The sequence below is a fragment of the Rhodobacter sp. NSM genome, from assembly GCF_052244495.1.
In the GTDB taxonomy this organism is placed as follows: Bacteria; Pseudomonadota; Alphaproteobacteria; order Rhodobacterales; family Rhodobacteraceae; genus Cereibacter_A.
This window is the reverse complement of record NZ_JBQPXH010000003.1, coordinates 242,953-264,262: the sequence shown is the minus strand read 5'-3', so window position 1 is coordinate 264,262 and position 21,310 is coordinate 242,953. Positions and strand designations below refer to the sequence as shown.

Sequence of the window (21,310 nt, the reverse complement as noted above, 5' to 3'; positions counted from 1 at the left end):
CGCGGCTGACAGACCTTCGACAGCCACCGGGCCGGCCCATCGACACAGACACGTCACGAAAGGAAACGGCATGACACCGGATCGCACGACTGAAACCGAAGCGCCTCCTTCGGAGACCGCCAGCAAGGACGCGTTCTTCGCGCGGATCGCCGAACTGTCGGACGAGATGATCGCGGCCCATGGCCGCGACTTTGCCGTGGGCGCGCTGGTCCTCGCGGCGCGCTTCATCAGTGACCGCGCGCCCGACGCGGTGAGCCGTCACTGAGGGACAAGCCATGGCGGAAAGGCAGAGCCGGCCGGGCGGGGCGGTCGGATGAGCCGGGCTGCGATGCGCCTTGGTCAGCGGCAGGTGCAGAAGACAAGCTTTCTGCCTGCTCTCGCGTTGCTGCGGATGGACAGCGCGGATCTGGCCGCTCATCTGGCCGCAGAGGCCGAGCGGAACCCCTTCCTTCGGCTGCGCCGTCCCGCTGGCGGCGCAGCGGCTCCTGTGCCGGTCGAGCCCGCGGCCGCCGCGCCGGGACTTCATGAGCATGTCCTCCGCCAGATCGGGCTGCGCCTGCCGGACGAGGAACTGCCCGTCGCCTGGGCCTTCCTCGAGGCGCTCGAGCCGACGGGCTGGCTCGGCGCATCCGTGGCCGCGGTGGCCGAGGCCGCCGGGGTATCGGAGGGCGAGGCGCGGGCCACGCTCGCGCGGCTCCAGCAACTGGAACCTGCGGGCCTCTTCGCGCGCAACCTGCGCGAGTGCCTGGCCCTGCAGGCCGCCGAGCGCGATCAACTCACGCCCGCCATGCAGACGGTTCTCGATTGCCTAGACCTTCTGGCGGAAGCGGGACCGCGGGCCGTCGCCGCTCGGACGGGGCTGGCGGAACCGGAGGTGGAAGCCTGTCTCGCGGCGATCCGGCGGATGGATCCCAAGCCCGGGGCCCGCTTCATCGACGCCGCCGCCTCGCCGTTGCGCGAGCCGGATCTGATCGTGCAGCGCGGTGAGTCAGGATGGACCGTCGAGCTGAACCGCTCCTCGCTGCCCGAGCTGCGCGTGGAGGCCGCCCCTCCCGGTCCGCTGAGCGCGGAACTCGCGGCACTCCGGCTGCGCGGCCGGGATCTGCAGCGTGCGCTGCTCCGGCGGGCCACGACCGTGCTTTCCGTCGGGACCGAGGCGGTGCGTCGGCAGCAGGCCTTTCTGGACCGGGGGCCGGAGGCTCTGGCGCCCCTGCGCCTTGCCGATGTGGCGCGTCCGCTCGGGCTTCATCCGAGCACGGTCAGTCGGGTGGTGAACGGGCTGCTCATCGCCACGCCAAGGGGGCTTTTCGCGGTGCGCACCCTGTTCCCGGCGCCAATGGCCGAAACCGGCGAACTCACCGCCGCGGCCCTTCAGGCCCGCATCCGCGCCCTGGTCGCCGCAGAGGATGCGCGACGGCCTCTCGATGATGGCGCCCTTGCGGCAGCGCTGGACGAGGCGGGGCTGCGGGTCGCGCGCCGCACTGTGGCGAAGCACCGCGCCCTCGCGGGCATCCCGCCGGTCCTCCGGCGCCAGTCCGTGGACGCCGGATGACCGGGCGCAGCCGTCACGAAGTCGCGATCTTCTCGTGGCACCGTTTCGCTTTCGCAACAATCCCGTTTCCGCCAGAGGCACTTGCAGGATGCGCAAGCGGCCGGATTTTATCGCATTGAAAACTGTAAATCATCCTTGGGCTTTGCCGGGTGAAATTTAATCAACCTGAGATTTAAAAAGCGCGGCGGGCCTTTTTCGCCTTCCTTCCGTCACATGCTCTATCCGGCTCTGGCACCATATTGACACGGTTTAACCACATTCTTAAGAGTGTATCGAAATCGAAAGAGTTTGATGGAGTCCGAACGACACTGCCTTTCCGACGCAAGTATTGCATGAGCGAAGGGCGGAACATCGACCAAAGCGATGCCTAAAGCGGCTCGGCGGGCGATTTTGCCCGGCTCTTGCCTCGTCGGAGTATCTGAAATGGACGGAAGCAATATTCCGGTCGATTTGACCGGGCATGATCATTTTATGGCAAGCTTTCGCCGCAAGAAGGTCGTTCTGGTCACGGGCGGAGCCGGGTTTGTCGGCTCGCATCTCTGCGAGAGGCTGATTTCGGATGGCCATATGGTCGTCTGCCTCGACAATCTCCTGACAGGCCGGATGCAGAATATCGAGCCTCTCCTGAATCATCCCGATTTCCGGTTCATCAGGCAGGACATTCTGGAGCGGATCGTCTGGACCGGGCCGCTGGACGAGATCTACAACCTCGCCTGCCCGGCCTCTCCGCCGCTCTATCAGCGCGATCCGATCCACACGTTCCGCACCTGCACGGAAGGCGTCCTGAACCTGCTTTCGCTGGCGCGAACGACGGGCGCGCGCATCCTGCAGGCCTCGACCTCCGAGGTCTACGGCGATCCCGAGATCCCGCTTCAGCACGAAGGTTACCGGGGCTGCGTGAACACGGTGGGACCGCGTGCCTGCTACGACGAGGGCAAGCGGGCGGCCGAGACGCTGTTCTGGGAGTTCGGAACACATCAGGGCCTCGATGTGCGGATCGCGCGGATCTTCAACACCTACGGGCCGCGGATGAGCCCCGAGGACGGGCGCGTCGTCTCGAACTTCATCGTGCAGGCGCTGACCGGCGTGGACATCACCATCTATGGCGACGGGATGCAGACCCGCTCGTTCTGCTACGTGGACGATCTTGTGGCCGGGCTGATGGCGCTGATGGCGTCCGAGACGACAGATCCCGTCAACCTCGGCAACCCCGGCGAATTCACCATGCGTCACCTGGCCGACATGGTGCTGCGCCAGACGGGCTCCGCCTCGCGGCTCGTGCATTGCCCGCTGCCGGTGGACGATCCGCGCCAGCGCCGGCCCGACATCTCGAAGGCGGCCGAGCGGCTGGGCTGGGCGCCGACTGTCCCGCTCGAGGAGGGGATCGCGCGCACGATCCGGCATTTCGCGGGCGAGGTGCAGGTTGACGGGGAGCGAGAGGTCGGGCTGCACCATGCGTGAGACGATCCTTGTGACGGGCGGTGCGGGCTTCATCGGCTCGCACGCCTGCAAGGCGCTGCATCGCGCAGGCTTCCGGCCGGTGAGCTATGACAACCTGTCCACCGGCCATGCGGATGCGGTGCGATACGGGCCGCTGGTGCGGGGCGACGTCCGCGACGCGGGCGCGGTCGAGGCTGCCCTGCGATCGCATGGGGCGGCGGCCGTCATCCACTTCGCCGCTTCGGCCTATGTCGGCGAGTCCATGGCGGATCCGGCCAGATACTACGACAACAACGTGGGCGGGATGATCGGCCTCGTGCAGGGATGCCGGGCCGCGGGCGTGTCCCGCATCGTCTTCTCGTCGAGCTGCGCCACCTATGGCGTTCCCGATGCCCTGCCCATCCGCGAGACGACGCTCCAGCAGCCGATCAACCCCTATGGTCGCACGAAGCTGATCTGCGAGCAGATGCTGCGCGATCTGGCCGTCGAGGGGCTGCGCCATGTAGCCCTGCGCTACTTCAACGCCGCGGGGGCGGATCCCGAGGGTGAGCTTGGCGAACGGCACGATCCGGAGACGCATCTGCTGCCGCTGGCGCTGAAGGCGGCCTCGGGTCGAGCGGGCGCGCTGGCCATCTTCGGAACCGACTACCCGACGCCGGACGGCACCTGCATCCGCGATTACATTCATGTGGCCGATCTGGCGCGGGCCCATGTGCTCGCGCTTTCGCGGCTGCTGGAGGGGGGCGAGAGCATCGCTCTCAACCTCGGGACGGGCCACGGCCTCTCAGTGCGCGGGATCGTCGCCGCCATCGAGCGCGTCACGGGTCGCCCCGTGCCGGTCCGGCTGGAGCCGCGCCGTCCGGGAGATCCGCCCGAACTCGTGGCGGATCCGGGCCTTGCGGCGGCCGAGATCGGCTTTCGCACGGAGTGCTCCGACATTGCCACCATCGTGCGTCATGCCGCGCCCTGGTTCGGACTGGAGTCCGCCGATGTCGAAGCGGCATGATGCGCGGCGGGCCCGTGCCCGTCTGAAGCGGCAGGCGCGCCGGCGGGCGAGTGCCCCGTCCTATCTCGAGCCGATCATGAGCGACGCGCAACGCGGACGCTATGCCATCGTGGCCGCGCTCTGGGCCGCTGCCCTGATATTCTTCTGGTCCTGGTGGCTCGATCCGACCCATTTCATCGGCTGGGGCGGTTTCCTGCTGGTCACGGTGCCGCTGGTCTGGCTCAGCGCGCTGCAACTCTATTTCGTCGTCGTCCTGTTCCGGGCGCGCCGTTCCGCCTCGCCCGATCCGGTGCCGGGGCGCTGGCGGGTGGCGATGATCGTGACCAAGACCCCATCGGAGCCCTTCGACGTGGTCCGCCGCACGCTCGAAGCGATGCTGGCGCAGGACTATCCGCACGACACCTGGCTTGCCGACGAGGATCCCTCGCCCGAAACCGCGGCATGGTGCGCGGCGCACGGGGTCGGGATCTCCTGCCGGAAAGGCCGGCAGGACTACCACCAGCCGGTCTGGCCCCGCCGCACCCGCTGCAAGGAGGGCAATCTTGCCTTCTTCTACGACCAGTGGGGGTATCGCGACTACGACATCGTCTCGCAGCTGGATGCCGACCACGTGCCGCAGCCGGGCTATCTGCGCGAGGTGCTCCGTCCCTTCGCCGACCCGGCCGTGGGCTACGTGAGCGCGCCGAGCATCTGCTCGGCGAATGCACGGGAGAGTTGGGCCGCCCGGACCCGGCTCCATGCCGAGGCGGCTTTCCACGGCGCGCTTCAGACCGGCTACACCGGCGCCCTGACGCCGATGTGCATCGGCTCGCATTACGCGGTGCGTACTCGGGCGTTGAAGGATGTGGGCGGGCTTGGCCCCGAACTGGCCGAGGATCACTCGACCTCGATGCTGCTTGCCGCGGGCGGATGGCGCGGAGTGCACGCGATCGACGCGATCGCCCTCGGGGACGGACCGGCCAACGTGGCCGACCTCGCGACGCAGGAGTTCCAGTGGTCGCGCAGCCTGATGACCCTGCTCCTGTCGCATACCCCACGCTATCTCGGCCCGCTTCCCGCGCGGCTCCGCTTTCTCTTTGTCTTCTGCCAGCTGTGGTATCCGCTGTTCGCGCTGGTCATGATGCTCATGTACGTGGCGCCGGCGCTCGCCCTCATGCTCGACATGCGCTTTGTCGACGTGACCTACCCGGGCTTCGTCTTCCATGCGCTGCCTGCCATGCTGGCCCTCACCGCCTTCGCCTGGCTGCTGAAGCGCGACGGCCTGTTCCGGCCGCATGACGCCCCCGTGCTGTCATGGGAGAAGGCGCTCTTCGCGGCGCTTCAGTGGCCATGGGTGCTCTGGGGCTGCGCCATGGCGATCCGCGACCGCCTGACCGGCCGCTTCGTGGATTTCCGCATCACGCCGAAGGGGTCGGCGGCGAGCCGCCGCATTCCGCCGAAGATCATCGCGATCTATGTCGCCCTGGCCGCCGGATGCGTGGCACCGGTCTTCCTTGCGGACGAACTGGCCGAGGCGCGGGGGTTCCTGCTGCTCGCCCTGCTGAATGCGGTTCTCTACGGCAGCCTCGTTCTGGTGATGGTCTGGCACCATCTGCGCCAGATCGGCGCCTTCTGGCGCCAGCAGCTGGGAGACCTTGCACTTCAGGGCGCGGCGGTGGCGGGCCTCTTCGCGCTGGTTCTGGCGGGCGGGCTCAGCCGCGGGACCGAAAGCCTCGCGGCGCTCGCCTTCGGGCTCGAGCCGCTGCAACTGACGAAGGCCGAATATGTCGTGTCGGGTGCGGGCAGCGGGTCGGTGCCGCGCGTGAGGTTCACCTTCGCGCCCGGATGGAAGGGCGGCTCCCTTCTCGGAGGGTGAGTGATTGAGGAGTAGGATCATGGATCGGAGCGGAATGCGAAGGATGCGGGTGATGGTCACGGCGCTGGCTGCGGCTGTCGGCCTCTGCGGCGGTGCGTCGGCCGCCCTCGCGGCTCCGCCGGGAAATCTGCCCTATGGCGCCTACGATCCCGGCGGCGACTATCAGAACGACGGCGACGTGGTGATCGAGCACCTGTTCCTTCCCTGGGAGGACGTGTATCTGCCCTCGCTGATCGACGCGGACGGCTACGCCCGCGAGCGCAACCGCGCATTGCTGGTGACACTCGAACCCTGGACATGGACGCGGTCGGAACGCAACACGGCCCAGGCGCTGCGCGAGGGGATCCGCCGCGGCGACTATGATGCCAACATGAAGGCTGTCTGCGACGTGCTTGCCGTGCTGAAGAGCCCGGTGACCCTGCGCTGGGCTCACGAGATGGAGAACTCGGACGGGCAGTTCATCTGGTCGGGGTGGGATCCTGACGACTACGTCTCGGCCTTCCGCCACATGACCTCGATCTGTCGGAACGAGGCGCCGAACGTGCGGATCATGTGGTCGCCTACGGGCGAGGAGGGGCTCGAAGCCTATTACCCGGGTGACGATTATGTCGATCTGGTCGGCATCTCGGTCTTCGGACTGCAGGAGAATGACCGCTACGAGATCGGTCGCGACCGGAGCTACGTCGACGTGATGGGACCGCGCTATCAGCGGGCGGCGCAGTTCGGCAAGCCGGTCGTCGTGGCTGAACTCGGGGTGTCCGGCAGCGCGGGATACGTCGCCTCCTGGGAGGCGGCGGTCCGTCAGCCTGGCGGCAGCTACCCCAACCTCGTCGGCGTGGTCTACTACGACCAGAAGGAGGTCTACGCCTGGCCGCATGGCTTCGGACTTCCGGACTGGCGGCTCGACCAGCGTGTGACTGACCAGAACTGATCCCTGCGGCGACCTGTCCTCAAGGGTAGGCCCATTCGAGCCTACCCGCCCGAAAGACGCCATGTTCAGGCCCATCTGCGGGCGTGATCGGGGGCGACGAATGCCGGTAGTGACAATTACCGGCGCGTGGATCTTCGGTTGTGGGGGTTGCCTTAGGCTCAACCTGACCGATTTTCCTTCGTGTCCAGCGAAGGAGATACTGTCATGTTGCCCTCTCGCATGATCTTTGCCCGCCTGGGGCTCGCGCTGCTGCTGGCGGCCCCGCAACTGGCCGAAGCATCCAACGACACGACCCGCAATCAGGCGCCCGCCCGCGGAGTCGTCCAGACGCGCAGCGCGGGAACCTTCGACTGGCTGGCAAAGCCCGTCGTCACGCGCGCGGCCTTCGAATCGGACGCGGTCCGTGTGCGCCGGCAGATCGGCCGCGGCTCGTGGATCTGCTCGCCGGCGGGATTCGGCCGCGGCTCTCGCTGCTACGCCAACTGAGGCAGGTCCTCCCGCGCCCCACGCGGGCAGGGCTTCCTGTCGGCATGGGGCGGCGCCGGAGGCGTAGGGGTTCCGGCAGGGCTGTGCGCTTCCGCTTGGGCGCCTCGCCAGTTGATGCCGGATCCGCTCGTCAGGAGGACGCAGCCGCACAAGCGCTCTGAACCGACTGCCTCCGGCGTCCGGCGTCGCAGGTCCGTCCCCATCAAGCCGGAATATTACGTAACGTCCCACTCGCTTTACAGTTCTGCGGCGGCTGCTCTAACCTCGCCCGGGGATTGGAGGGGAGGCAGAATGGATTTCGCGCTGAGCGAGGAGCAGCAGGCGATCTACGACATGGCCCGCGAGTTCGGCGCCGAGGAGATCGCACCGAATGCGCGGGCCTGGGAGGAGGCGGGAACCATCCCGCGCACGCTCTGGCCGAAGGTCGCCGCTCTCGGCCTCGGTGGCGTCTATGTATCGGAGGAATATGGCGGATCCGGCCTGGGCCGGCTGGATGCGACGCTCGTCTTCGAGGCCCTGGCGATGGCTTGCCCATCGGTCGCGGCCTTCCTGTCGATCCATAACATGTGCGCCGGCATGATCGACCGCTATGGCGCGGAACCGCTCAAGGCGCGATGGCTGCCGGGGATCTGCAACCTCACCACGCTCGTCTCCTACTGCCTCACCGAGCCCGGCGCGGGTTCGGATGCCGCGGCCCTGCGCAGCCGTGCCATACGTACGGGCGAGGGCTACCGCCTCACCGGAACGAAGGCCTTCATCTCGGGCGGCGGCTACTCGGACGCCTATCTCACGATGTGCCGCACGGGCGGCGACGGGCCGAAGGGCATCTCGGCCTTGCTCGTGCCGTCGGGCACGGAGGGCCTCAGCTTCGGCGGGCTCGAGAACAAGATGGGTTGGCGTGCGCAGGAGACGCGGCAGGTGCAGTTCGACGACTGCCCCGTGCCCGCCGACCATCTGGTGGGAGAGGAGGGGCGCGGCTTCGCCTATGCCATGGCGGGACTGGACGGCGGGCGCCTGAACATCGCGGCAACCGCTCTCGGGGGGGCGCAGGCGGCCTTCAACGCGACCCTCGCCTACATGGCCGAGCGCCGAGCCTTCGGCCGCCGCCTCGACGATTTCCAGGCGCTTCAGTTCCGCCTCGCCGAGATGGAAGTGAAGCTTCAGCAGGCGCGCGCCTTCCTTCGGCAGGCGGCATGGAAGCTCGACCAGAATGCCGCCGATGCCACCAAGTTCTGCGCCATGGCGAAGCTCGCCGTCACGGATTCAGCCTTCGAGGTGGCCAACCAGTGCCTGCAGCTGCACGGCGGCTACGGTTATCTGGCAGATTATGGAATCGAGAAGATCGTGCGCGACCTGAGGGTGCATCAGATTCTCGAAGGGACGAACGAGATCATGCGGGTGATCGTCGCCCGCTCGCTGGTGGCAGCATGAGCGATGTCCTGATCCGCCGGGTCGGGCGTGCCGGCCGCATCACGCTGAATCGGCCTGATGCGCTCAACGCCCTGAGCTACGACATGTGCCTCGGCATCGACGCTGCCCTGAGGGAATGGGCGTGCGATCCCGAGGTGGAACTGGTGGTCATGGATGCGGCCGGCAAGCGCGCCTTCTGCGCGGGCGGCGACATTGCCGAGCTTCATGCGCGCGGCAGCGCCGGCGACCACGCCTTCGGTCAGAGGTTCTGGCGCGACGAATACCGGATGAACGCACGGATCGCGGCCTATCCGAAACCCGTCGTCAGCCTCATGCAGGGCTTCACCATGGGCGGCGGCGTGGGCCTCGGCTGCCATGCCAGCCACCGCATCGTTGGCGAGACCAGCCGGATCGCGATGCCGGAATGCGCGATCGGTCTTGTGCCTGACGTGGGCGGCACGCACCTGCTGGCGCATGCTCCGGGGCGGGTAGGCTTGTGGCTGGGCCTCACGGGCAGCCGCATCGGGCCCGGCGACGCCATCCATGCCGGTTTCGCCGACCATTTCGTGCCGGAGGCCGAATGGCCCGACGTGATCGCGCTGCTCGAGGCAGGGAACCTGAGTATTCCCGCCCACGATCCGCCGGTCGAGCGCCTGCCCGAACTGCGCGAGGAGATCGGCCGCCTCTTCGAGGCCGAGACCGTGCCGGCCCTCATTTTGGCTCTCGAATCCGAGGGGACGCCCTTCGCCGAGGAGGCGCTGAAGGCGCTTCGGCTTGCCTCGCCCATCGCGCTCTGCGCGACCTTCGAAATCCTGCGCCGTCTCGGATCGCGGGCGGAGATCCGCGCGGCACTGGAACTGGAATATCGTTTCACCTTTCGCGCGCAGGCTCAGGCCGATTTCCTGGAGGGTATTCGCGCTGCGATTGTCGACAAGGACCGCAATCCGCGCTGGCGGCACTCGACCGCCGCTGATGTGAGCGCGGAGGAAGTTGCCGACCTGCTGTCGCCTCTCGGAGCAGACGCGCTGACATTTGAGGAGGATAAAGAATGAAAATCGCATTCATTGGTCTTGGCAACATGGGCGGGCCGATGGCGCGCAACCTCCTGGCGGCGGGGCACGAGGTGACGGGATACGATACGGCAGCCGCTGCGCCGGAAGGAGTGAAGGCCGCAGGTTCGGCAGCCGAGGCGGCAGCGGGTGCGGAAGTGGTCGTCACGATGCTGCCGAACGGCGCCATTCTGCGCGCGGTGGCGCAGGAGGTCATTCCCGCGATGGCCGCGGGTGCCGTGCTCTGCGACTGTTCGACGGTCGATGTGGAAAGCGCCCGCGCAGTGGCTGCCGAAGCCGAGGCGGCGGGGCTTGGTGCGCTCGACGCTCCGGTCTCCGGCGGGGTTGGTGGTGCTGCGGCCGGCACGCTCACCTTCATGGTGGGAGGTAGCGACGCGGCCTTCGCAAAGGTTCGGCCCCTGTTCGAGATCATGGGTCAGAAGGCCGTCCACTGCGGAGGGCCCGGAGCAGGGCAGGCGGCCAAGATCTGCAACAACATGATCCTTGGCGTGACGATGATCGCCACTTGCGAGGCCTTCTCGCTGGCCGACAAGCTGGGCCTCGACAGGCAGAAGATGTTTGACGTGGTGTCGACCTCATCGGGATACAGCTGGACGATGAACGCCTATTGCCCGGCGCCGGGCGTGGGGCCGACGAGCCCGGCGGATAATGGCTACAAGCCGGGATTTGCGGCGGAACTGATGCTGAAGGACCTCCGCCTTTCGCAGCAGGCGGCCGCGGGCGCAGATGCCGACACGCCGATGGGTCGCCTCGCGGCTGAGCTCTACGAGATTTTCGTCGAGCAGGAGGACGGCAGGGGCAAGGATTTTTCGGCCATGCTGCCAAGGTTCGAGGGTCGTAACCGAAGCTGAGCCTGCGCGTGGTGCATCTTGCGGTATAGTTTTCCGTAACGCAGCCTGCATCCAGCTGGTGGTTTCTGTAGAAGATCGAAGGACCAGGATTTCACGACCGCCTCGTGCCGGAGATCGCCTGATTTTTGTGCGATCCGTCGCGGGCTCGTGTTCGCTGCGTGCCCGAAAAGCATTGTCACCAAGTTCTGACCCGGCGAACGGGAACCGTTGCGTCGTGTCAGCATTGAACGCCTAAAGGCAGGTGACACACATGATTTTCGTTCTTGCTCCCTCCACGATCTTCAATCGCAGAACGCTCAAGGTGCGGCGCTTTCCGGGCCGGCTTGCCGAACCGCAGCGGCCGTTGCCGCGACGTCTGATGCTGTCGAGCGCGTTCTGGCGAATGGCGGTTGAATCGTCCATGCTGCGCAACGGGGCGGTCGTCGCTCCGATCCCCGCGGCCGTCGTGATCGCACCGGATCTGGTGACCGCGTCGCTTGCGCTTTCGCCGATCCTGCTGTTCCTTCTCCTCTTCGCCGAAGGCAATCTGGCGCCGGTGAAGGCCCGCAATGGCGATGAGGACGAAGTAGATCGGGTTCTCGATCTCCTGCGGCTGCGGGGCAAGAACGTGCTGACGCGGATTGCGGCGGGCCGTGGCATTCAGGCGGGGCGACTGACCCTCGTGATCGAGCAATCCTCGCTCGCCCGTTTGCCCCCCATGACCCTCGTGTCGGTGCAAAGCACGGCGGATGCTCGCGTGCTCGACCTGACGGCCGAGGAGCAGCGCATGGTTCGCGAGACCCTCTTCGCGGAGGGCCTGAACGAGGCGGCCCTGCTGCGGGTCAATCTCGTGCAGAAGAAGCCGATGCGAGAGGTCTCGCTCGAGGTGTCGAGCATCTCTGCCCATGCGCGGCTGGCCGCCATGGCCCGAGCCGTTGCCCGGGCCTGACGCGCAAAGCTCCTGATTTTCGCGGGACGCGTGTGGCGGCCAGCCGCGCCGGCTCGCTTGTGCTCCATCCAAAGGACGGAGCGGGTCCCGATCAGCCACTCCATTGCATCTCTTCCGCCGCATCAGTGTCCAAGGCGTCTGCCTTGACATGCGTCGATGACGGTCGATGCTGCTGCGCAGGATGAGCCTAACGCGAGCACGGGTCAACAAGCCGAGCCGACATCAGCCTGATTGCTGGTTGCCTGGGCTGTTACGCGTGTCTGCAATCAAGCGGCTTGATCGCGCGCAAGTGCCGCGCGCTGGACGCAGGTGCCGACGGACTACAGGTCAGCTGCGACGTGCGGCGGTGCTTTCACGCCGCGCGCCCCGATCTTTCAGCGCGCAAGGCTGATGACCTTTCCGAATGGAGGCTTCGGAACGTCATCCTGTGGCACGGCCCAGATCACCGGAACCTTCGGCGCGGGCCCGCAGGGTCCGTCCAGGTCGGTGAGCATGACGATGACCGACGGATCGATTTCAAGCGCGCTCTGGATGACCGGACGAAAATCCGTTCCGCCGCCGCGAGCGAAATCGACGCGCTGGATCTCGTTTTCCCAGGACATGCCCTGCATCTTCGTATGGCCACTGACGACGGTGTCGAAGGCCAGGATGTGGACCTCGGCTCCGGTGCGGCGGCCAATCCCTGCGACCTGCGCCGCAAAGAGCGAGAGCCTCGCATCGTCGATCGAGGTAGAGGTATCGACGCCGATCGCCACGCGGGCGCGGCTGCAGTCCGCGCGGCGCGAGGGCTGGAAGGCGGGCTGGAACCCGTGTGCGGCCCGCGCCGCGCTGTCGGCGGCCAGCCATCGCCGCGCAGGAACGCCCCAGTCGGGTCGCGGAACCTGAGCCAGCGCCTTCGAGATCAGCCGGCGCAGGAGACGTTCCCAATGGGGCAATCCGACCTGCGGAAGGTCCAAGAATTTCTGGGACAAGGTGCCGATCCCGCGCCCGGCAGAACGTCCTGCCTCCATGGCCCGCGTGATGCGGTCCTGCCAGTCTGAGGCATCGGGCGATTCGTCCTCGTCTCCCTCCACCGGTCCGGGGCAGGGTTCCAGATCCGAACTGAAACCCTTCTGTCGGGCGAACTGCCGGGCAGCTTCTGCCGCATCGGGACGTGCGTTCTCGGAACTGTCGGAGCCGCGGCCCTTGCCGTCACCGTCACCTTTTCCCTTGCCGGAACGAGAAGAATCCGCCTGAAGGCGGATGTAGAGGCCTTCGGCGTCCCATTGGCTCGTCTTTGTCTCTTCCGGAAGGGCCGCTTTCAGCAGATCCGGAAGAAGCACCGCAGGGCGCGGGATGCAGTGACCGGCCTCGACGAGCGTCTGGTTGAGGATCGCGTCACAGGAAATGTTGAAGAGCTCGTCGTCGTAGCGGTCGCCGAATCGCGACTGCATGTCCTGCGCGCGCGGACCGTGGCGCAGGGCCAGATGCAGAACCTGATGGGCGGCCAGACCGACCTGCTCATGCGGGGCAAGCGCCTCGAAGCCGGGGCCGTAGAAAATGGAGCGCCCGTCCGTCCAGGCGGCCTGGTCACGCTCGTCGCTGTCCCGGTGGGCGCACCAGAGGGACAAGGCACCGAGCGCCGGGTCTTCTTCGGAAAGCCGGCGCAATGCCGCTCCGGCGCGGCGGGAATGCCGAATGCTCATTCGAGACCCATGGCCTGCCGCTCGTTGGCATAGGCAGCGTAGGCCGGATGCCCGAGGAAATCATCTGCAAGGCCTTGCTCCAGGCCACGCCGGATCGCCATCTCGAAGCCGTGGGTGCAGAGTTCGGCGAGCGGCATGCGGGCAAAGCCGCTGTCGGTGCGATGAATATCCAGAGTGCGGATGCCGGCCATGACGTCGATCACCGGCGCTGCGGTCTGCGGGCCAAGCGCACCCACGAGGCCATAGATCAGCGCGTGAAGTCCGTGCATCGAGTCCGGGTAGAGCATGATCCGCTCGTGCGGGGCCGCGGTCAGCAGGCGTTCCACCGACACCGAAGTCTCGATGTCGTCGGCGACAAGCATGAATTCGGCGGCAACAGCCTCGCCGACCGTCCCCGAGATCATGATACGGCGGAGCGCCCGATCAGGGACGGCGCCCATGATACGGCTCACGCGCTCCCAGCTGCGCGGAGTCGTCGAGATCATCACGCCGCGGTCGAGCGCCTCTGCCGTCGTCTCGAGCAGGTCGGGCCGCATCCGGATGAAGGCCAGCACCGCCGGGTGCAAGGCACGCGGAATTGCATAGTTCTCGAGCCAGTCGGACGCGGTGGCCCGGACCTGAAGGTGCACAAGCCGGTCCGACAAGGCCGTTCCCATCTCGTAGGCAACCGCGCCGTCCTCGATCATGTTTCCGGCCGCGACGACGAAGACATTGTCGGGCAGGTGATGCGGGCCCACGCGGCGCTCGAGCAGGAGGCCGTACACCGCCGGATGAAGGTGCGGCGGCGCCGCCGTGAGTTCGTCGAGGAAAAGCAGCGAGGGCTGGTCGGGATCGTCCGGCAGATCCTCCGGCCGATACCATTGCGTCTTCTTCGTCTCGTGGTCGTAATAGGGAAGGCCGCGCAGATCCTGGCTCTCGATCGTGGTGAGCCGCAGGTCGTAGAAGTGCGCACCCTGTTCGGCGGCCAGTTGCCGGACGATCTCGGTCTTGCCCACGCCGGGCCTGCCATGGAGCATCCACGACGTGGTGAGAGCCCCCGCCCGCTGCGCGGCCCAGCCCTCCCTCAGCACCTGCTGTGCCTGGCCGGCCGAAACATTCATGGTATTGACGGTCATTACTGTTCCTTTCACTTCCATCGCAAAGGGACCGCCAACGGCCCGAGGGGCCGGTGGGGAAGGCATGCGCGGGGCGGTTCGTTCGCTTCGCGCAGTTTCTCAAGAGCAGATGGCACGAAAAGTTCCCATGTCATGCGATAATTTGTCGCATTGACAGTAACTTTCAGGTATGAGGCAAATTTGGGCGAATCCCCGGCCGCAAGCCCTTGCGCGGGGCGTTGCGGATCGGGCGGGACGAAGATGAAGAAGATCTTTCGGCTCGCCCATTGGCAGCGCGTTGTGCCGTGCTAGCCTATGCTTCAACTAGATTTCCTGCAGGATCTTTCAATTGCCGTTTCGGACAGGACGCGACAGCACGACGACATGGCTGTTTCTTCTCGGCGGAGTGCTTATCGCGCTGTTGGCCGGGTCTGCCACCTTCACCAGCCTCAGAGCCGAACGCACGTTCGAAGCCATCGTGCAGGAGAGGGCGACGCGTCGTCATGCGGCGGATCTGCTGTCGGCCTTGCAGGATATCGAGGTCGGGCAGCGCGGCTACCTCATCACCTCGGATTCCTCATTCCTGGAGCCTTACGAGCAATCGCTGGCAAGTGTGCCGCTGCAGCTCGAAGCGCTCGAGACGGACCGTCTCAAACTGGGCCGCGAGGGGAATGACGAATTGAGGGATCTGGTCGAGCGCCGCCTCGCCATCGCCGCGCGAACCATCGAGGCCGCCCGTGCGGGCGATGTCGAGGGCGGTCGGGCCATCGTGGCGAATGGCGAGGGGCGTGCGGTCATGGACCGGATCCGCGAGATCCTGACGACGGTGATCGACGAGTCGGACGCACGGAACGCTCGTGGCATCGGTTCACAGCACCGGCTGAACGTCCTGCTGCAAGCGCTTTCGGTGCTGGGAGGCCTGGCGACGCTGGCCATCATCGGGGCCGCGGTCCTCGTCCTCAGGCGCCAGATCGTCGCGCTCCGCAAGGCCGATGAAGACATGCGCAGGCTGAATGCGAGTCTCGAGGAACGTGTGCAGCAGCGGACCGTCGACCTGATCGCCGCCAATCAGGAAGTGCAGCGGTTCGCCTATATCGTCACCCACGACCTGCGCGCTCCGCTCGTGAACATCATGGGCTTCACCAGCGAACTGGAGACCGCGCTGAAGCCCCTGCAGGCCTATGTGCTGGCGGACGGTGCCCCGGTCAGCGAGAGCGACATTCACGACGCGCGCACGGCGGCGGCCGAGGATCTGCCCGAGGCGCTCGAATTCATCCGCTCGTCCACCCGGAAGATGGATGGCCTGATCAATGCGATCCTGAAGATCTCGCGTGACGGGCGGCGTGAACTGCGACCGGCGCCGCTCGACCTTGAAGCGCTGGTGCGGCAGTCGCTGGACACCGTGCAGCATCAGATCGTCGAAGCGGGGGGCGAGGCGCAGATGTCGGTCGAGGTTCCGAAGATCGTTTCGGACCGGCTGGTTCTCGAGCAGGCGCTTGGAAACCTGCTCGACAACGCGGTGAAATATGCCAAGCCCGGCCGCCCGCTGCGTCTCTATGTGCGGGTGCGGCCGGAAGGGCCGCGCCTCGTGGTGATCGAGGTCGAGGACAATGGCCGCGGCATCCGGGCGGACGACCATGACCGCGTCTTCGACCTCTTCCGCCGCTCGGGCGCCCAGGACAAGCCGGGCGAGGGAATTGGTCTTGCACATGTCCGCACACTGATGCGAAATATCGGCGGCGAGATTACCCTGCGGTCGGTCGAAGGTCAGGGGGCGACATTCATCCTGCACGTTCCGACCGATCTGCGCCGGGTTCTGGACGAGGTGAAGGCATGAAGGCGCTGGGGCGTGAAGTGACCATCGTGATGGTCGAGGATGACGAGGGCCACGCCCGGCTGATCGAGAAGAACATCCGGCGGGCAGGGGTCCACAACGAGATCGTGCCTTTCGTGAACGGCACGGAGGCGCTCGACTACATCCTCGGTGCAGACCGCACTGGCCAAGAGATGAGCGACCGCTATCTGCTCGTCCTGCTAGACCTGAACCTGCCTGACATGACCGGCATCGACATCCTCGAGAAGATCAAGACCAACCCGCACGTGAAGCACCTGCCCGTCGTGATCCTGACAACAACCGATGACGAGCGCGAGATCAAGCGATGCTACGATCTGGGAGCCAACGTCTACATCACGAAGCCCGTGGAATACGAGAGCTTCGCGAATGCAATCCGCCAACTCGGCCTGTTCTTCTCGGTGATCCAGGTTCCATGAGCGACGCGCCGACACGGTCGCGGATCCTCTACATCGACGATGACCCGGTTCTTGCGCGCCTGATCCAGAAGGCGCTCGCCCGGGTTGGCATCGAGGTGGTTCATGCGCCCGACGCCACCGAGGCCGACCGACTTCTCCTCGGAGAGAAGTTCAGCGCCGTCGTGCTCGATCACTACCTGCCGAGCGGCACCGGGATCGACATCCTCGCGCGGATGCGCGCCGCGGGCAGCAAGGTTCCGGCCATCTATGTCACGGGCTCGAGCGAGGCGACCGTCGCCGTCGCGGCGCTGAAGGCAGGCGCCGACGATTACGTGATCAAGAGCGCAACCGAGGAGTTCCTGCCGCTGCTGGAACGCTCGATCCGGCAGGCCATCGTCAAGCTCGAGCTCGAGGAAGCGCGGGATCGCGCGGATGCCGAGACCCATGCCGCGCGGGCGAGGGCCGAGATGCTTCTCTCGGAGGTGCATCACCGGGTCGCCAACAGTCTCGCGATGGTTCAGTCGCTCCTTCGGCTTCAGGCGCAGGCTTCGGCCTCGGAGGAGGTGCGGACGGCGCTGGCCGAGGCGCAGGGACGGATCGGGGCCGTGGCCGCTGTCCATCGGAGCCTTTATCTCGGCAATGAGGGGCGGCAGGTCGAACTCGGCACATATCTGCGCACGATGTTGTCAGACTTTACGGCGACCCTGCCGTCGGAGGTGCGCCTCGAGGTTGCGACCGTGCCGGTCCATATCGGTGCGGATCGCGCGGTCTGCCTTGGCGTGGTGGTCTCGGAACTCGTCACGAATGCGGCGAAATATGCGTGGCCGGGGGGGACCGGCGGTCGTCTCTCGGTGACGCTTGCCGAGGGGCGGGACGGGAAGGGGCGGCTTGTCGTCGCCGATGACGGCATCGGCAGCTCGCCCCTGTCGGAGAGCCGCGGCACCGGCCTCGGCCGCCGCCTGATGCGCGCGATGGTGGACCAGCTTGGCGGAACCGTCGAGCAGCCGGATACGGCCCGGGGTACCACTGTCGTCATCGAGTTCGAGACGGAGTGCGAGACGGTCGGCTGAGCCGTGTCGCTGCCAAGCACTGGATGATCCCCGCGGGAAGGTGATCCGGAATGCGAAAGGGCGCCCGGAGGCGCCCTTTCCTGTCCCTCGCCGCCTTGATCAGCAGCTGTAGTACATCTGGTATTCGACCGGGTGCGGCGTGTGCTCGTAGGCATAGACCTCTTCCCATTTCAGGGCGAGGTAGCCGTCGAGCTGGTCGCGGGTGAACACGTCGCCGGCCAGCAGGAAGTCGTGGTCCTTTTCCAGCTCTTCCAGCGCCTCGCGGAGCGAGCCGCAGACGGTCGGGATCGCGGCCAGTTCTTCCGGCGGCAGGTCGTAGAGGTCCTTGTCCGAAGCCGGGCCCGGATCGATCTTGTTCTTGATGCCGTCGAGGCCGGCCATCAGCAGGGCCGCGAAGGCGAGATACGGGTTCGCCGAGGGATCGGGGAAGCGGGCCTCGACGCGCTTGGCCTTCGGCGACTCGGTCCACGGAATACGGACGCAGCCCGAGCGGTTGCGGGCGGAGTAGGCGCGCAGGACGGGGGCCTCGAAGCCCGGGATCAGGCGCTTGTAGCTGTTCGTCGCCGGGTTCGTCAGCGCGTTCAGCGCCTTGGCGTGCTTCAGGATGCCGCCGATGAACCACAGGGCTTCCTGGCTGAGGTCGGCATACTTGTCGCCGGCGAAGAGCGGCTTGCCGTCCTTCCAGATCGACATGTTGACGTGCATCCCCGAGCCGTTGTCACCCTTCATGGGCTTCGGCATGAAGGTCACGGTCTTGCCATAGGCGGCCGCGACGTTCTGGATGACGTACTTGTATTTCAGGATGTTGTCGGCCTGCTGGGTCAGCGTGCCGAAGATCAGCCCGAGTTCGTGCTGGCAGGTCGCCACTTCGTGGTGGTGCTTGTCGACCTTCATGCCCATGCGCTTCATGGTCGAGAGCATCTCGCCGCGCAGATCCTGGGCCTCGTCGATCGGGTTGACCGGGAAGTAGCCGCCCTTGTGGCCGGCGCGGTGGGCGAGGTTGCCCATCTCGTATTCCGAGTCCGTGTTCCAGGCCGCCGCATCGGCGTCGATCTGGTAGGCCACCTTCGCAGGCGTCACCGAGTAGCGCACATCGTCGAAGATGAAGAATTCGGCTTCCGGGCCGAAGTAGGCCGCGTCACCGATGCCCGAGGCCTTGAGATAGGCTTCCGCCTTCACCGCGGTGCCGCGCGGGTCGCGCGAGTAGGGCTCGCCGGTGTCGGGCTCGACGACGTTGCAGTGGACGCACATCGTCTTCTCGGCATAGAACGGGTCGATGTAGACCGAGCCCGCATCCGGGATCAGCTTCATGTCCGACTGGTCGATCGACTTCCAGCCGGCGATGGACGAACCGTCGAACATGAAGCCTTCCTCGAAGAAGTCCTCGTCGACGAGGTCGGCCACCAGCGTCACGTGCTGGAGCTTGCCGCGCGGGTCGGTGAAGCGGATGTCGACGTATTCGACTTCCTCGTCTTTCATCAGTTTGAGAGCATCAGCTACTTTGCTCATTGTCTTCCCTTTGCTGAAGGATCGCTGTCGGAGGGCCGGTTCTGCGGTGCCGGCCCCTGTCCTTGGGGGCCCCGTTCCCGGGGGTCAGACCGCGTCTTCTCCGGTTTCTCCGGTGCGGATGCGGATCGCCTGCTCGACGGGGCTGATGAAGATCTTGCCGTCACCGATCTTGTCGGTGCGCGCGGCCGAGACGATTGCCTCGACGGCGGTTTCGACCATGTCGTCGGCGATGACGACCTCGATCTTCACCTTCGGCAGGAAATCGACGACATACTCCGCTCCGCGATAGAGCTCGGTGTGGCCCTTCTGGCGTCCGAAGCCCTTCACCTCGGTGACAGAAAGCCCCTGCACGCCGGCGGCCTGCAGCGCCTCTTTCACTTCGTCGAGCTTGAAAGGCTTGATGATCGCCTCGATCTTCTTCACGGCTCGACTCCCCCTTTGCCCTTGTCCGAAAGCCACTGACCACTTCTCGCAGGCAGGAACAATTGGCTAGGATCGGGCATGACGGCCGGGGCATGGGAATCTCGTCGCACCGCTCAAGATAGTGGCGAGGAGCCTGAATAATAAGCAGAGTAAGAACGTCTTGAGGCGTAAAATGGTGCAACTTGTCACTTCTGCTCAAATGCGCGCCATCGAAGCGGCTGCGATGGAGGCGGGACAGGTGACCGGGCTGCAGTTGATGGAGCGGGCAGGCGAGGGCGTGGTGCAGGCCGTTCTGGCCGAATGGCCGCACCTCGACGGCTCGGCCGAGGCCGTGGTGGTCTGCGGCCCCGGCAACAACGGTGGGGACGGGTTCGTCGTCGCGCGCCTGCTCGCGGCGCGCGGCTGGAAGGTCACCGTCTACGCCCGAGGCTGGGAGGCGCTGTTCCCGCCTGATGGCGCAACGGGCGAGCCCGCAGGCCGTTCCGGCGGCGATGCCTGGACCAATGCACTGCGGTGGCGCGACCTCGGGGGACGCTGTCAAGACCTCGAGGCGTTGCCCGATCAGCACATCCGCGAGCCGCTTCTGGTCGTCGATGCCCTTCTCGGGATCGGGCAGAACCGCCCGTCGGACGACCTGCTGCGGCCATTCTGGATGGCGCGGGACCGGTGGAGCGCCGCCCCGAACCCGGTGGAGATCCGGACCGTCAGCGTGGACGTGCCGACAGGCTACGACTGCGATACCGGCGAAATGCTGGGACAGCGCCCGTTCGAAGCCGACCTGATCGTGACCTTCCATGCGGAAAAGCCCGTTCACGCCCGGCTCCGCGCCGGCGGCACACGCGTCGTCGTGGCTGACATCGGGCTGCCGGCATGACCCTGCGGGAGATCGGTGCGCCGGATCCGCAGCGCCTCGCCAAGCATGAGGGGCAGCACAAGTATGACCACGGTCACGCGCTGGTCCTTGCCGGCCCGCCCGGTCATGGCGGCGCGGCGCGGCTTGCAGCGCGTGCGGCCCTGCGCGTGGGCGCCGGGCTGGTGACGCTCGGATGTCCGGCGGCCGCCGTTCCCGAGAACGCGGCACGGCTCGACGCTGTGATGCTGCGCGCGATCGACGGGGGCGGGGATCTCGAGCGGCTGCTCGAGGACAACCGTCTGTCCGCGCTCTGCCTCGGTCCGGGGCTGGGGCTTGCGGAGCAGCGGGCGGAGCTTGTCGCTGCAGCGCTCGCCTCGCGACGCCCGACGGTCCTCGACGCCGATGCGCTCACGCTTCTGGCCCGCGATCCGGCTCTCGCGGCGCATCTCCATCCCTGCTGCGTGCTGACGCCACATGCGGGCGAGTTCCGCAGGATGTTTCCCGACCTTGACCCGTCAGGCGATCGGGCGGCCCGCGCGGCTGCGGCCGCCGCCGCCGCCGACCGTGCGGGCTGCATCCTGCTTCTGAAGGGAGCCGAGACCGTGATCGCCGGTCCCGGTGGTCCGGCGGTCCATCCTGCGACCGGTGTGCGGGCTGCGCCCTGGCTCGCCACGGCGGGTGCCGGGGACGTTCTGGCCGGCCTCATCGCGGGACTCCTCGCAAGAGGTCTCTCGCCGCAGGAGGCCGCCGAAGCGGGCGTCTGGCTGCATGTCGAGGCCGCGCGTGCGTTCGGTGCCGGCCTCATCGCCGAAGACCTGCCCGAGGCGCTGCCCGGTGTCTTCGCGCGCCTCGGCCTCTAGACGCGGAGCGTGCGGCCCTCGTGCCGGTCCGACGCCC

At 66.7% G+C, this 21,310-nt stretch carries 20 protein-coding genes; 16 read left to right on the top strand and 4 right to left on the bottom strand.

Annotated elements, in window-relative coordinates:
• The first annotated feature begins 70 nt into the window (after window positions 1–70).
• The 11 genes from ACTVZP_RS08350 (at window position 71) to ACTVZP_RS08300 (ending at window position 11,529) form a co-directional block, all read left to right on the top strand.
• A complete protein-coding gene (locus ACTVZP_RS08350) occupies window positions 71–265 on the top strand; it encodes a hypothetical protein (protein WP_443211684.1) in 195 nt (64 codons plus the stop codon).
• 48 nt (window positions 266–313) lie between these two features.
• A complete protein-coding gene (locus tag ACTVZP_RS08345; RefSeq protein WP_443211683.1) occupies window positions 314–1,552 on the top strand; it encodes an RNA polymerase factor sigma-54 in 1,239 nt (412 codons plus the stop codon).
• Between the two features lie 471 nt (window positions 1,553–2,023).
• Window positions 2,024–3,013, top strand: coding sequence for a UDP-glucuronic acid decarboxylase family protein (locus ACTVZP_RS08340; RefSeq protein ID WP_443211682.1), 990 nt, complete (start codon window positions 2,024–2,026; stop codon window positions 3,011–3,013).
• Entirely contained in the window at window positions 3,006–3,998 is a 993-nt protein-coding gene (gene galE / locus ACTVZP_RS08335) for a UDP-glucose 4-epimerase GalE (RefSeq protein ID WP_443211681.1), read from the top strand. Before ACTVZP_RS08340 ends, galE begins: the two co-directional genes overlap by 8 nt.
• The gene (locus ACTVZP_RS08330) at window positions 3,982–5,853 is read left to right on the top strand and encodes a glycosyltransferase family 2 protein (RefSeq protein ID WP_443211680.1); all 1,872 of its coding nucleotides are present in this window, start codon (window positions 3,982–3,984) and stop codon (window positions 5,851–5,853) included. The genes galE and ACTVZP_RS08330 overlap by 17 nt, the downstream gene beginning before the upstream one ends.
• A gap of 19 nt (window positions 5,854–5,872) precedes the next feature.
• Entirely contained in the window at window positions 5,873–6,784 is a 912-nt protein-coding gene (locus ACTVZP_RS08325) for a glycoside hydrolase family 26 protein (RefSeq protein ID WP_443211679.1), read from the top strand.
• 204 nt (window positions 6,785–6,988) lie between these two features.
• Window positions 6,989–7,270: a hypothetical protein gene (locus ACTVZP_RS08320; RefSeq protein ID WP_443211678.1), complete on the top strand. Its 282-nt coding sequence runs from the start codon at window positions 6,989–6,991 to the stop codon at window positions 7,268–7,270.
• Window positions 7,271–7,561: 291 nt separating this feature from the next.
• Window positions 7,562–8,701, top strand: coding sequence for an acyl-CoA dehydrogenase family protein (locus tag ACTVZP_RS08315; protein WP_443211677.1), 1,140 nt, complete (start codon window positions 7,562–7,564; stop codon window positions 8,699–8,701).
• Entirely contained in the window at window positions 8,698–9,732 is a 1,035-nt protein-coding gene (locus tag ACTVZP_RS08310; RefSeq protein ID WP_443211676.1) for an enoyl-CoA hydratase/isomerase family protein, read from the top strand. The genes ACTVZP_RS08315 and ACTVZP_RS08310 overlap by 4 nt, the downstream gene beginning before the upstream one ends.
• On the top strand, window positions 9,729–10,601 hold the full coding sequence (gene mmsB / locus ACTVZP_RS08305; protein WP_443211675.1) for a 3-hydroxyisobutyrate dehydrogenase: 873 nt from the start codon (window positions 9,729–9,731) through the stop codon (window positions 10,599–10,601). Before ACTVZP_RS08310 ends, mmsB begins: the two co-directional genes overlap by 4 nt.
• 250 nt (window positions 10,602–10,851) lie before the next feature.
• Window positions 10,852–11,529 carry a hypothetical protein gene (locus ACTVZP_RS08300; protein ID WP_443211674.1) on the top strand — a complete coding sequence of 226 codons (678 nt, stop codon included), beginning with the start codon at window positions 10,852–10,854 and terminating at the stop codon, window positions 11,527–11,529.
• 374 nt (window positions 11,530–11,903) lie between these two features.
• Here the strand turns inward: ACTVZP_RS08300 and ACTVZP_RS08295 are convergent, their stop codons facing one another.
• Both ACTVZP_RS08295 and ACTVZP_RS08290 read right to left on the bottom strand, forming a co-directional pair.
• Window positions 11,904–13,214, bottom strand: coding sequence for a vWA domain-containing protein (locus ACTVZP_RS08295; RefSeq protein WP_443211673.1), 1,311 nt, complete (start codon window positions 13,212–13,214; stop codon window positions 11,904–11,906).
• Window positions 13,211–14,329 (bottom strand): ATP-binding protein, encoded by a 1,119-nt coding sequence (locus tag ACTVZP_RS08290; protein ID WP_443211672.1) that lies wholly within the window; start codon window positions 14,327–14,329, stop codon window positions 13,211–13,213. The genes ACTVZP_RS08295 and ACTVZP_RS08290 overlap by 4 nt, the downstream gene beginning before the upstream one ends.
• 328 nt (window positions 14,330–14,657) lie before the next feature.
• Between ACTVZP_RS08290 and ACTVZP_RS08285 the strand changes: the two genes are divergently transcribed.
• The 3 genes from ACTVZP_RS08285 to ACTVZP_RS08275 are packed head-to-tail and all read left to right on the top strand — an operon-like array spanning window position 14,658 to window position 17,628.
• Entirely contained in the window at window positions 14,658–16,145 is a 1,488-nt protein-coding gene (locus ACTVZP_RS08285; RefSeq protein ID WP_443211671.1) for a sensor histidine kinase, read from the top strand.
• Entirely contained in the window at window positions 16,142–16,579 is a 438-nt protein-coding gene (locus ACTVZP_RS08280) for a response regulator (protein WP_443211670.1), read from the top strand. The genes ACTVZP_RS08285 and ACTVZP_RS08280 overlap by 4 nt, the downstream gene beginning before the upstream one ends.
• Entirely contained in the window at window positions 16,576–17,628 is a 1,053-nt protein-coding gene (locus tag ACTVZP_RS08275) for a sensor histidine kinase (protein ID WP_443211669.1), read from the top strand. The genes ACTVZP_RS08280 and ACTVZP_RS08275 overlap by 4 nt, the downstream gene beginning before the upstream one ends.
• A 99-nt stretch (window positions 17,629–17,727) precedes the next feature.
• On the opposite strand, the gene glnA is transcribed toward ACTVZP_RS08275, so the two are convergent.
• Window positions 17,728–19,137: a type I glutamate--ammonia ligase gene (glnA, locus tag ACTVZP_RS08270; RefSeq protein WP_443211668.1), complete on the bottom strand. Its 1,410-nt coding sequence runs from the start codon at window positions 19,135–19,137 to the stop codon at window positions 17,728–17,730.
• An 84-nt stretch (window positions 19,138–19,221) separates the two neighbouring features.
• Complete coding sequence (locus ACTVZP_RS08265; protein WP_443211667.1) at window positions 19,222–19,560, bottom strand: P-II family nitrogen regulator; 339 nt, start codon at window positions 19,558–19,560, stop codon at window positions 19,222–19,224.
• Between the two features lie 199 nt (window positions 19,561–19,759).
• Here ACTVZP_RS08265 and ACTVZP_RS08260 point away from each other — a divergent pair, with 199 nt between their 5' ends.
• Both ACTVZP_RS08260 and ACTVZP_RS08255 read left to right on the top strand, forming a co-directional pair.
• Entirely contained in the window at window positions 19,760–20,434 is a 675-nt protein-coding gene (locus tag ACTVZP_RS08260) for an NAD(P)H-hydrate epimerase (protein WP_443211929.1), read from the top strand.
• Window positions 20,431–21,273, top strand: coding sequence for an NAD(P)H-hydrate dehydratase (locus tag ACTVZP_RS08255; RefSeq protein WP_443211666.1), 843 nt, complete (start codon window positions 20,431–20,433; stop codon window positions 21,271–21,273). Before ACTVZP_RS08260 ends, ACTVZP_RS08255 begins: the two co-directional genes overlap by 4 nt.
• The last annotated feature ends 37 nt before the right edge of the window (window positions 21,274–21,310 follow it).

Bases quoted from the DNA above. Each gene is read 5' to 3' on its own strand.
- mmsB (WP_443211675.1), top strand. From the start codon at position 9,729: ATGAAAATCGCATTCATTGGTCTTGGCAACATGGGCGGGCCGATGGCG.
- ACTVZP_RS08280 (WP_443211670.1), top strand. From the start codon at position 16,142: ATGAAGGCGCTGGGGCGTGAAGTGACCATCGTGATGGTCGAGGATGAC.
- ACTVZP_RS08290 (WP_443211672.1), bottom strand. From the start codon at position 14,329: ATGACCGTCAATACCATGAATGTTTCGGCCGGCCAGGCACAGCAGGTG.
- galE (WP_443211681.1), top strand. From the start codon at position 3,006: ATGCGTGAGACGATCCTTGTGACGGGCGGTGCGGGCTTCATCGGCTCG.
- ACTVZP_RS08255 (WP_443211666.1), top strand. From the start codon at position 20,431: ATGACCCTGCGGGAGATCGGTGCGCCGGATCCGCAGCGCCTCGCCAAG.
- ACTVZP_RS08350 (WP_443211684.1), top strand. From the start codon at position 71: ATGACACCGGATCGCACGACTGAAACCGAAGCGCCTCCTTCGGAGACC.
- ACTVZP_RS08275 (WP_443211669.1), top strand. From the start codon at position 16,576: ATGAGCGACGCGCCGACACGGTCGCGGATCCTCTACATCGACGATGAC.
- ACTVZP_RS08315 (WP_443211677.1), top strand. From the start codon at position 7,562: ATGGATTTCGCGCTGAGCGAGGAGCAGCAGGCGATCTACGACATGGCC.
- ACTVZP_RS08260 (WP_443211929.1), top strand. From the start codon at position 19,760: ATGCGCGCCATCGAAGCGGCTGCGATGGAGGCGGGACAGGTGACCGGG.
- ACTVZP_RS08330 (WP_443211680.1), top strand. From the start codon at position 3,982: ATGTCGAAGCGGCATGATGCGCGGCGGGCCCGTGCCCGTCTGAAGCGG.
- ACTVZP_RS08320 (WP_443211678.1), top strand. From the start codon at position 6,989: ATGTTGCCCTCTCGCATGATCTTTGCCCGCCTGGGGCTCGCGCTGCTG.
- ACTVZP_RS08325 (WP_443211679.1), top strand. From the start codon at position 5,873: ATGGATCGGAGCGGAATGCGAAGGATGCGGGTGATGGTCACGGCGCTG.
- glnA (WP_443211668.1), bottom strand. From the start codon at position 19,137: ATGAGCAAAGTAGCTGATGCTCTCAAACTGATGAAAGACGAGGAAGTC.
- ACTVZP_RS08300 (WP_443211674.1), top strand. From the start codon at position 10,852: ATGATTTTCGTTCTTGCTCCCTCCACGATCTTCAATCGCAGAACGCTC.
- ACTVZP_RS08340 (WP_443211682.1), top strand. From the start codon at position 2,024: ATGGCAAGCTTTCGCCGCAAGAAGGTCGTTCTGGTCACGGGCGGAGCC.
- ACTVZP_RS08295 (WP_443211673.1), bottom strand. From the start codon at position 13,214: ATGAGCATTCGGCATTCCCGCCGCGCCGGAGCGGCATTGCGCCGGCTT.
- ACTVZP_RS08345 (WP_443211683.1), top strand. From the start codon at position 314: ATGAGCCGGGCTGCGATGCGCCTTGGTCAGCGGCAGGTGCAGAAGACA.
- ACTVZP_RS08310 (WP_443211676.1), top strand. From the start codon at position 8,698: ATGAGCGATGTCCTGATCCGCCGGGTCGGGCGTGCCGGCCGCATCACG.